This is a genomic window from Limnobacter sp. UBA3528 (genome assembly GCF_002377005.1).
Taxonomy (GTDB): domain Bacteria; phylum Pseudomonadota; class Gammaproteobacteria; order Burkholderiales; family Burkholderiaceae_B; genus Limnobacter.
In genome coordinates, this window is sequence record NZ_DFOZ01000052.1 from 67,585 (window position 1) to 77,511 (window position 9,927).

At 53.3% G+C, this 9,927-nt stretch carries 9 protein-coding genes; 5 read left to right on the plus strand and 4 right to left on the minus strand.

All coding sequences use genetic code 11. The features are described 5' to 3' along the window. The coding region (locus B4N58_RS14150; protein WP_291750454.1) for a class II aldolase/adducin family protein at positions 1-446 on the minus strand (446 nt) is incomplete at its 3' end. A gap of 150 nt (positions 447-596) precedes the next feature. Here B4N58_RS14150 and B4N58_RS14155 point away from each other — a divergent pair. The 4 genes from B4N58_RS14155 (at position 597) to B4N58_RS14170 (ending at position 6,130) form a co-directional block, all read left to right on the plus strand. Beyond that, positions 597-1,289, plus strand: a complete 693-nt coding sequence (locus B4N58_RS14155; RefSeq protein WP_050771133.1) for a sterol desaturase family protein — start codon at positions 597-599, stop codon at positions 1,287-1,289. A gap of 103 nt (positions 1,290-1,392) precedes the next feature. Then, complete coding sequence (locus B4N58_RS14160) at positions 1,393-3,201, plus strand: alkaline phosphatase D family protein (protein ID WP_291750455.1); 1,809 nt, start codon at positions 1,393-1,395, stop codon at positions 3,199-3,201. A gap of 98 nt (positions 3,202-3,299) precedes the next feature. Continuing rightward, entirely contained in the window at positions 3,300-4,913 is a 1,614-nt protein-coding gene (locus B4N58_RS14165; protein WP_291750456.1) for a purple acid phosphatase family protein, read from the plus strand. Positions 4,914-5,062: 149 nt separating this feature from the next. After that, a complete protein-coding gene (locus B4N58_RS14170; protein WP_291750457.1) occupies positions 5,063-6,130 on the plus strand; it encodes an FkbM family methyltransferase in 1,068 nt (355 codons plus the stop codon). 3 nt (positions 6,131-6,133) lie between these two features. Here the strand turns inward: B4N58_RS14170 and B4N58_RS14175 are convergent, their stop codons facing one another. Genes B4N58_RS14175 through B4N58_RS14185 form a run of 3 tightly spaced genes read right to left on the minus strand, consistent with a single transcriptional unit; the run spans position 6,134 to position 8,817 of the window. Then, positions 6,134-6,895, minus strand: a complete 762-nt coding sequence (locus tag B4N58_RS14175) for a glutathione S-transferase N-terminal domain-containing protein (RefSeq protein WP_291750458.1) — start codon at positions 6,893-6,895, stop codon at positions 6,134-6,136. Between the two features lie 13 nt (positions 6,896-6,908). Next, positions 6,909-7,814: a DMT family transporter gene (locus tag B4N58_RS14180; RefSeq protein WP_291750459.1), complete on the minus strand. Its 906-nt coding sequence runs from the start codon at positions 7,812-7,814 to the stop codon at positions 6,909-6,911. After that, positions 7,807-8,817: an MDR family oxidoreductase gene (locus B4N58_RS14185; RefSeq protein ID WP_291750460.1), complete on the minus strand. Its 1,011-nt coding sequence runs from the start codon at positions 8,815-8,817 to the stop codon at positions 7,807-7,809. Before B4N58_RS14185 ends, B4N58_RS14180 begins: the two co-directional genes overlap by 8 nt. A gap of 111 nt (positions 8,818-8,928) precedes the next feature. Between B4N58_RS14185 and B4N58_RS14190 the strand changes: the two genes are divergently transcribed. Next, on the plus strand, positions 8,929-9,720 hold the full coding sequence (locus tag B4N58_RS14190; protein ID WP_291750461.1) for a PaaX family transcriptional regulator C-terminal domain-containing protein: 792 nt from the start codon (positions 8,929-8,931) through the stop codon (positions 9,718-9,720). The last annotated feature ends 207 nt before the right edge of the window (positions 9,721-9,927 follow it).

The following is a 9,927-nucleotide window of genomic DNA, read 5'->3' on the forward strand; positions in this document are numbered from 1 at the left end:
CCTTCATAGTCGTGATACGCCAGCCCAGCCAAGGGAAACAGGGACTGCTGTGAAATTGGCAACAAGCCCTGTTCCTGAATAGACACCGCAACGCCCGCCACAGTGTGGGTGTGCATCACACAGTGCGCATCGTGTCGAATGGCATGCACAGCGCTGTGAATCGTGAAACCGGCCGGGTTTACATCGTAAGGGCTATTGTCCACTTTCTCGCAATTCATGTTCACCTTCACCAAACTGCTGGCGGTGATTTCTTCAAACATGAAGCCATAGGGATTGATCAAGAAGTGCCCATCTTCGCCAGGCACCCGGGCAGAAATGTGCGTGAACACCAAATCGTCCCATTTGTGCATGGCCACCAAACGGTAGGCTGCGGCCAAATCGACGCGGGCCTGCCATTCCTGTTGGCCAATATGGGCGGGTGGGGTACTTGAAAGCGGTGCGTTCATGGTGAGTCTCCTTTGCTGCTTTTGGAATTGTCTTTTTTCAAAGTGTACCAGCGCACAACCATGTGCTTGCAAAAGCACTTGAAATTCAAGGCAATCAGGGGCAATCTAACATTACAAAATAAAATTCATAATGTGGGAGACAGTAATACCATGCACGCCAAAGTTAAAAATCTGGTGCCCAAAGAATCTCAAAACTCAGTCGTTCAATCGGTGCGGGCCAACTACCGGGCCGAATTCATTTCGGCAGGCTATCAAGGCTATTTGCACTTGGCCATGACCATGACTTTGGGACTTGGCGTGATTGCACTGTGTATCTACTGGCTTGATTCCCCCAGCATGCTTGAATGGTTGACCATTCCCGCCACCTTTTTGTATGCCAATTTTGCCGAATGGGCAGGCCACAAGTACGCCATGCATCGCCCCGTGAAAGGTTTGGGCTTTGTGTACAAACGGCACTCGCTACAACACCACAAATTTTTCACCGATACCCACATGGAAATCGACAGCAATCAGGACTTCAAAGCCGTGTTGTTTCCAATCGCGATAGTTGGCTTTTTTGTGGCGGCATTTTTTGTACCCATGGGCTTTTTACTGGCCTGGCTGTTCAGTCCCAACGTGGCCCTGTTGCTGGTGGCCACAGGCATGGCGTATTACCTGAACTATGAGTTACTACACCTTTCCTACCACCTGAAAGAAGACCACTGGGTGCATCGCATACCCGGCTTTACGCGGTTTGCCCGGCTGCACACCACGCACCACGACCAACGGATTATGGCGCACAAGAATTTCAACATTACCTACCCCATCATGGATTGGTTGATGGGGACATGGGACAGACGGTAATTTATGACGCTGGCGTGACCAGTCACGCTGACATGTTCTTCCAAAACCAAAGCGGCTACGCAAGCAGTATCAAGACAAACCCATCGTTTTTTCTGGATACACCATGGATCGTCGTCACTTTCTTCGCACCGGCCTTGCCGGCTTGTCCCTGCCTGCTTTGGTTGCCTGCGGTTCTGACGGATCGAACACTGGCAACACGGCGAATCCTGGCAACCCAGGCAATCCGGTAACACCCAGCGAAACAGTCGATCAAATGCTGAACCCGGCAGGCGCCTTTCCCTGGGGTATCAGCAGCGGCGACCCCACGGCCGAAGCAGTTATTTTGTGGACTGCCCTGTCACCGCGCAATGCCAACATCGATCAAATCCCGGTGATGCTGGAATACGTGCTGCTGGAAGAACCCCTGGCTGACATGACTCAATGGAATTCAACATTTCAGGAAGGTCCCGTCAACCGCCTGGGCGAATTCACCGCATTTCGCGACCGCGACTACACGGTGAAAGTGGACTTGGGCAACCAAGCCCTGTACAGCGACTCACGCTTCATGCAAGGTCAAATGCCTGAACTTCAAGGCGACCAGGCCTTTCTGTACCGGTTTGTGGCTGGCAGTCAAAAATCCCGCATCGGCCATGCCAAAACGCTGCCCAGCGGGGAAGTGGAATCGGTGCAGTTTGCCACGCTGAGTTGCTCCAATTACCCGGCAGGTTTGTTCTCGGTGTACGAGATGGTGCGCCGCGAACCACTTGATTTTGTCGTTCACCTGGGCGACTACCTGTACGAAGGCGGTGGTGGTGGCGCAGGCTTGACACGAAACGGCATTGCCCGCACACCAAACCCGCAAAAAGAAATGGTGAGCCGCGAAGACTATGTGCTGCGTCACCAACAATACAAAGCCGACCCCGAGCTGCAAGCCTTGCATGCCACGCACCCCATGATCGCCGTGTGGGACGACCATGAAATCACCAACGATGCTTACAAGGACGGGGCCGAGAACCACCAAGCCGAGGAAGGCGATTATCAAGAGCGCAAAGCCACGGCCATTCGCACCTACTACAACTGGATGCCATTGCGCGAACGGTTCCCTCGCGATGAAAACACATTGGCACCCGACCCGCGTGAAGTGATTTACCGCGATTTTCAAGTGGGCGATTTGTGCAGCCTCATCATGCTGGACACCCGCATTGTAGGTCGCGACAAACAGGCTGAAATCATGGCTGTAGACCCGGATCGCTTCAATCCGGATCGACAATTGCTGGGGTTTGAGCAACGCCGCTGGCTGAGTGACCGCATGTTTGAAGCCAAACAAAGGAATAGCATTTGGACTGTTTTAGGACAGCAAGTGATGTTTGGTCAACTGAATATTCTGGAAGCACCTCAAGTCGAGTTGCTGGATCAAAAGCTACTGGGCAATTTGGTCAGTATCAATATGGACCAGTGGGATGGTTATGTGGCCGAGCGCAACCGCGTGTTCAACCTGATCAAAGACATCGGCATTGAAAACCTGGTGGTGTTGACCGGCGACATTCACACCAGCTGGGCCATTGAACTGTATGAAAACCCGATCGCCCTGATTGGTGGTAACCAGCTTCAACGCAGCTTGGGCGTGGAAATTGTGACCCCCTCGGTGACCTCTTCAGGCTTTCCAGATGAAGTGGCTGATTTAGTGTCCACGCTATTGCCCGTGCTCAACCCGCACATCAAATACAGCGAACTGAAAACCAAGGGTTTTGCGTTGATCAATATGCAACGCGAACAAATGGACGTGACCTGGAAATATGCGCAAAGCATCACGGACGAGTCGCTGATTGGCGTTGAAAACGAGGGCATGCGCAAATCGTTCACCGTGCAGCGTGGCAGCAACCGATTTGATGGGGTACTGCCCATCAATCTCCCGATCCCGATGCCCAACTAAACGAGAAAAGCATGACGTTTTTCTGACTTGTCTTGCTGAGAGTATTCTCGAAGCCACACCCCTTGTTATCGAGTATCAGAGACAACAGGGGGGCACACATGGATTCAAACACATCAGCAAAACGACGACACTTTCTCAAGCTGGGTGCCAGCGTTCCCATGCTGGGCCTGATGAATGCGTGTGGTTCCGACGATACGACACCACTGGCGAATACGGCGATACCAAACTCCACGAATCCGACAGAATCGCCAGATAAGCCTGTCGCCCCAAATCCGGTTGAGCCACCGGTTGTGATTCCTGCCAGTCACCCACCGCGTGGTGTTCATGCCTCTTTGTTCAACGACGCTGCGACCTCACGCGGCTTGTGCTGGTTCACCGATGGCCTTGACAGCCCAGCCTCGGAAATTCAATGGGGGCCAATACCGGAAGGCATGTCCATCGATGCTGCCAAGAATGCGGTACAAAATCCGCTCCCAAATGTGGCCATGGCATCCACAAGTCAAACCACGGGGCTGGACAATCAAACCCACAAAGTGGTGGTGGCCGGTATCGATCCTGAGAGGCCATTTCGATATCGGGTCGGATCTGAAAACGGCGGCTGGTCTGATGTATTCATAATTGAGCCAACCCCGAAAGCCAACGACACCTGGACCATGGTTCATTTCGGTGACCATGGCATTGGTGAACTGCCCCAACGCCTCACCGCCGAATTAATGAAGCCACAGCACAAACACGATCTGTTGCTGTTGGCAGGTGATTTAAGTTATGCCAATGGCGAACAAGCAATTTGGGATGTGTGGTTTGATCAAAACCAAGCCCTGCTTGCCACAACCACCACCATGGCCGTACCCGGAAACCATGAGAACAAAGACAGCGTGGCGGCCAACGTTCCCCTGCTTCCTTTCAAGGATTACGCATTCAACAATCGCTTCAATCAACCGGGTGATGTGTCATTTTTCTCGTTTGACTACAACCGCGTTCATTTTTTCGGATTCACAGCAGGTGCTTTTCTGGAAGATGGAAAAATTCTAAAGGAAATGGCCACTCTCGAGGCGGACTTGGCCATGGCAGCGCTACGACGAGCGCTAGGCCAAATTGATTTCATCGTTATCTTCCAGCATTACACCATTTGGACTGATCAAGAAGGCCGTGCACCGGGTAACCCCACGCTGATTGCAGTAGAGGATCAAATTCTGCTGCGCTACGGGGTAGACCTGGTGTTGTGTGGTCATGACCATGTGTACCAGCGATCCAAGCCTATGGTGCTCGGGTTACCAAACCCGTTGGGCTATGTGCAGGTGATGACCGGAACTGGCGGCCAATCCATTCGCGAATTTGAACCCGAGATATCTGCTTGGTCAGAAAAACATTTCGTGGGGTTGGGTTTTAGTAAATACACCATCAGCCCAGGAAAAATAGTCAGCCAGTATTTCGGCACGCCGCCTTCGGCCAGTGACAATCGCTCGCGTGTTCAACATGAAAGTGTAGAAGCAGACTTTGAATTGGTGGATGAATTCGAAGTCCGTCCTCGTCCGCTTCGAATCGCAAAGTCGTTCGTGAAACCTCCCCGCACCGAGCAGGAACTGGCCAAAGCCTACGACTGGCAACGTATCTACGCGCATACGCTGGCGCGAAACTGCGCACATGATCAACCCTTGCCCGGCTCCCCCCTACATCAGTATCGAAAAGCCTACCCAAACCTGATCGGGTGAGGTTTGTTGACCCGTTCGTATCATCAGGAGCGAACGGGGCATTGTTTTAAAATAGTCCATAAGCACCTGTTTTCCCTCGCTTTTCCAAAGCTTCAACCGCTGACGATGTCTTTAGACTGGTTTCATCGCCACCTTTTACGCGCATCGCCATGAAACAACTCAGTCAAAAAGCCCACGCCGCCGCCTTTCATGCGGAATTTTTTGGCAACACTACCCAGAAACGCTTTGTGCTGGGCATTAACGAGTTTGCAGACGCAGTGGCCAACCGCACAAACCTGGACGGTTTTATTGACGAGTACACCACCGCCACGGAGTATCGCGGCAAACCAGTTTTGAAATTGGCTCAGGTACCAGCGGGCAGCATGGTGATTTCAACAGTGACACAGGCGCGTCCCAAAACAGCCATGAATAAATTGCTGCGCCTTAATGGCGTGGTGTCGATGGATTACTTTGCGGTGGCCGATGCCAGTCATTTTCAGCTGCCGCAAGTTCAGGCCTTGGCGGATACGCAAAAAGAATATGCGAGCCACCCGGAAAAATTCGAGTGGGTGCGTGACCTGTTCGCCGACCAGGAATCACGAGAAGTGTTTAACCGCGTCATGGAATTTAGACTGAATGCCAACCTGCGCGCCATGCGGTTTTTCGATTACACAGCCGACCAGCAATATTTTGAGCCCTTTGTAAATTTTGCACCAGGCGAGGTGTTCGTAGATGGTGGCGGATTCGATGGTTACACCACGGAAGAATTCATCAAACGCTGCCCACACTATGGCTCAGTGCACTTTTTTGAGCCCACCGAAACCACATTGACCAAGGCCAAAGCGCAGCTATCCAAACACAGAGATATTCACTTCCACCCGGTGGGTTTGTTGGATACCGAGCAAACTTTATCATTCGACGCTGATGCTGGCTCCGCCTGCAAGATTTCGGAAACCGGCAGCGTAAAAATTAATGTGGACGCACTCGACAATCGGGTTACAGAATCCGTGAGCTTCATCAAACTTGACTTGGAAGGTGCAGAACCCAAAGCACTTGAAGGCATGAAGTGGCACATTCAGGAAGACCACCCCAAGTTGGCCGTGGCGGTGTACCACGACCCCGCGCATTTTTGGCAGGTGCCTGAAATCATTCTCGGTGTACGCAACGACTACAAAGTGTATTTACGCCATTACACCGAAGGCTGGACAGAAACAGTGATGTTCTTCATCCCGAAATAAACCTCAACCACCATAGGTTTCAAGCAGGTACTGCACAATCGCCTTGGATTCGAACATGGCTTTGCCCGTGTTCGGGTCTTCCAGATATGGCACCATCATTTTGTTGGTCTTGGCCATGAACTGCTCACGTTTGCCGCCCTTTAGCGGGTTGTATTCACCCACTGCGGCGTGCACACCATTCACACCCATGTCTGCAAATTGCTCTTTGCCCAAATTCACCAAGTGGTAGGGAATTTCAAGCTCACACAACGTTTCACGCACTGGCCTGCAAAACGGCGATGCTTCAAAACTGTACAACGTCAACATTTGCTCAGGCTTTGTCGATGCACGAACCTTGGTACCCGCCCCCAAACCCAAAGCTGAATTGGCAAGGCTAGACACGGCCTGCGGCAAGGCAGCCTTAACGCGCAAGGGCACAGCTCGCTTGGCGTAGGTGGTGTACAGGTACTCGATAATGTCGGCGGACTCGTACAACTTCATGCCAGTGTTATCGTCCACCAAAAAGGGAAACTGGGCTTTGCCACCCAATTCAAGCACCTCGGGCCGAAAACGCTCCCCACCTTTTGGACAAGGGTAGATGTCTGCATCCAAAGCCAACTCTGTCAAGGTTTCGCGCACCAAGCGGCAATAGGGGCAACTTTCGAACTCGAACAGTTTCAGCGGTTTCTCAGGTTGAACCACAGCAGGCTCAGTCACCACCATGCCCTGCCAGCCGCGCAGTGTAGACGCCGCTGTGGCCATGGCCACCTTCAACAAATGATTCATGTTTTTCCCCCCATCAATGCGCATCCTTGTTTTCAAGTGCGCTTAAAGCAGCTGCCAGCAAAATCATGGCACCGCCAATTCCCACCTGCAGTGTCAATACTTCATTGGTCAACACAATGGCCGACAAAGTTGCAAACACCACTTCCGACAACATCACCACCGAAGTGACATTGGCCGGCAAACGTGATGCGCCATACTGCAAACCATAATTGGCCACCAACAAAGTGACCGCAAAAGCCAACAACACCAAGCCACCGTAAAGCCCTGGCAACACCGGCCATTGCACAAACGCATTGCCTTCACCCAAAGCCACCACCAAAAAAGCAGCCACCGCGGTTGGCGCAACAATACCGCCAACAAACATGGCAAATAACCGTGCTTGTGCAGTTCTAGCTGCCTGATGCCGCAACATGATGTTGTTCAGCGCAAACGCCGCACCCCCCATCAAACCCAACCATTCTGCAAGGTTCGAAGGCAAGGGGAATCCAAGGCTTCCATTCGGGCTAAGCACCAGCACCGCGCCAGCAAACGCCAAACCCACACGCAACAAAGCCTTCAGGGTAATACGTTCATTCAGCGCAACACGCGCAATCAGCACCGTCCAAATTGGCATCAGGTAGAACAACAGCACCACCCGAATCACTTCGCCAATGGATACACCCCAATTAAAACCCACCATGGTGGTGCCAGCCGCCAGGGCCAGCAACCACAATGCTTTGTGACGAACAAACTCGCCCCACACCTTGGGCATAAAGCACAGCATGGCCACCGCACCCAGCAGGTAGGTAACCGCAGAAGACCACAGCGGGTGCAAACCTTCACCCTGCAATTCACGCAGCGGCCACCAGGAAACCCCCCACACCAAAGCATTCAATACAAGGGCCAGGTACGGCAAAGCCCAAGCCCGGTTGTCAGGCACAGTTCACCACCACACGCCCCTGCAATTGATTGGCCAACACAAGGCGTGCGCTGTCCAAAGCCTGCGCCAAGCGCACTTCCTTGATCATGAAATCCAGATCGTATTCATTCAAGGCTTGCGCCAACATACCCCAGGCGCGGTCACGCTCGGCATGCGTACGGTACACACAATTAATGCCGCGCAAAGTGATGCCGCGCAAGATAAAGGGTGCCACACTGCCTTGAAAATCCATGCCCTGCGCCAAGCCACACGCAGCCACCACACCACCGTATTTTGTTTGGGCACATGCATTCACCAAGGTGTGGCTGCCGACGCTGTCCACAACCGCCGCAAACTGTTCTTTTTGCAAAGGTTTGCCCTGGCGCGACATGGATTCACGGTGAATCAGGTGGGTTGAACCCAACTGCAAACGCTCAAAATGCTTGGCAGCAGATTCCGAAACAGGCTCACCCATTGCATCGATTGAACCTGTCAAACCCACCACTTCATAGCCCAAATGCTGCAACAGCAAACAGGCCACTGTGCCCACACCACCGCTGACACCAGTCACCAGCACTGGGCCGTCTTCGGGTTTCACGGGGTGATCCTGCAACGCCATCACACACAAAGCAGCGGTATATCCCGCAGTGCCCAATGCCGCCGCCCACCTGGCACTTCGGCCGGCGGGAATCGGGGAGATCCATTGTGCAGGCACACTGGCACGTTCTGCCAAACCACCCCAATGTGTTTCACCCAAACCCCAATCGTTCACCTGGCACACTGTACCCACTGGCCATTGGTCTGAGTTTGATTCAATCACCTCGCCCACCGCATCAATGCCATGCACCATGGGGTACTTGCGCGCAATTGGCGCAGTATGGGTAAGCGCCAATGCGTCCTTGTAATTCAGGCAACTGTAGTGCAGCTTCAGCACCACATCCTGCCCGTCAAACTCAGACTCATCGAGAGTTTCCAGCTCGGCCTGCGCTTGCTCAGCCGTCCGGGAAATCCAAGCCCTGATCATTTAGTCTCCTTATTCTGGGTGAGGCAATGATCGCACAAACCAGCCACCAAATTTGCGTGCCGGGCCTGCCTTGCATACACTTCAGGTTTGCCTTAGAAGAACAACTACGCCGTGCGCAAACCCACCGCCAAAAGTCTTATTCTCGACCTGTTGCTTGCATCCAAAGGTCGCCCCCTTTCAGCCAAACAGGCCATTGCCGCCTGCGGCATTTTCGACATCAGTGTGAACAACACGCGTGTAGCCTTGGTGCGGCTTTCGGCCGAAGGCCTGATCGAATCAGCAGGCCGAGCCTTGTACCAACTCACCGACGACGCCCACACCCTGGCCGACGATGTTGCCGCTTGGCGCACCCGCAGCACCCGTGTTCGCCCCTGGGATGGCAGCTACATTGTGGTGCAGGCTGAGAAACTTTCACGCAGCGAAGCCAAACAACAACGCGCCCGTGCACGCGCCTTGCTGATGCTGGGCTTTCAGCCACTGAATGAACACCTGTTTATTCGCCCCAACAACATTGAAGACACACTGCAAAGCGTGCGCGATCGCCTGTACAAACTGGGCCTGGAAAAAGACGCCCCAGTGTTTGAAGCCCGTGATTTCGACCTCGACCTTCAACGCCGAATTGCCACCCTGTGGAACCCACGCGAACTAGAGACCAACTACGCACAACTGGAAAAGAAAATGCGCACCTGGCTGAACCGCTCGGGCACACTGGAGCCGGAAGTCGCCGCCCGTGAATCATTTTTGTTGGGCGGCACCGCAATCAAGCATGTGGTGTACGACCCGTTTTTGCCCGCAGAATGGGTCAATGTTCAGGCCCGAGAGCGGTTCTTGGGTGCAGTGGATGAGGTGGACCAGGCGGGTATGCGAATTTGGAGCAGCCTTTGGGCAAGCATGGAAAGCTGAGCAAGCTGACTGCTCACTTGGCGCGGTTATCCATAGCCCACTCGGCACGGTTACGCCCACTCAGAGCGCTTATTCATAGCCCACTCGGCAGTAGGATTGCTTGGGACGCACTTCAAGAAAACCGCCCCGTTTGAGTTTAGTCGCAGCGTTCGGCTTTAAGCCGACACCGAGACTCGGCCATGTCTTTTGCCGTATATGGACGCCTCC